This window comes from Actimicrobium antarcticum, assembly GCF_039536745.1.
Taxonomy (GTDB): Bacteria; Pseudomonadota; Gammaproteobacteria; order Burkholderiales; family Burkholderiaceae_D; genus Actimicrobium; species Actimicrobium antarcticum.
This window is the reverse complement of sequence record NZ_BAAAZE010000019.1, coordinates 1-555: the sequence shown is the minus strand read 5'-3', so window position 1 is coordinate 555 and position 555 is coordinate 1. Positions and strand designations below refer to the sequence as shown.

Here is a 555-nt window from a genome sequence, read left to right as displayed (position 1 = left end):
TCCGAATACCGATGAGTGCGAGCAAGGGAGACAGACGTCGGGTGCTAACGTCCGGCGTCAAGAGGGAAACAACCCAGACCGCCAGCTAAGGTCCCAAAGATTGGCTAAGTGGAAAACGAAGTGGGAAGGCTAAAACAGTCAGGATGTTGGCTTAGAAGCAGCCATCATTTAAAGAAAGCGTAATAGCTCACTGATCGAGTCGTCCTGCGCGGAAGATGTAACGGGGCTAAGCCAGTCACCGAAGCTGCGGATATTAACGGCATTTATGCCGTCGATATGGTAGGAGAGCGTTCTGTAAGCCTGCGAAGGTGTCTTGTAAAGGATGCTGGAGGTATCAGAAGTGCGAATGCTGACATGAGTAGCGATAATGGGGGTGAAAAGCCTCCACGCCGTAAGCCCAAGGTTTCCTGTTCAACGTTCATCGGAGCAGGGTGAGTCGGCCCCTAAGGCGAGGCAGAGATGCGTAGCTGATGGGAAGCAGGTTAATATTCCTGCACCGTCGTATGATGCGATGGGGGGACGGATCGCGGAAGGTTGTCCGGGTGTTGGAAGTCC

At 53.3% G+C, this 555-nt stretch carries 1 rRNA gene; it reads left to right on the top strand.

Features of this window, described 5'->3' with window-relative positions:
* Positions 1 to 555 (top strand): 23S ribosomal RNA (locus ABD720_RS19255); the annotation flags it as partial.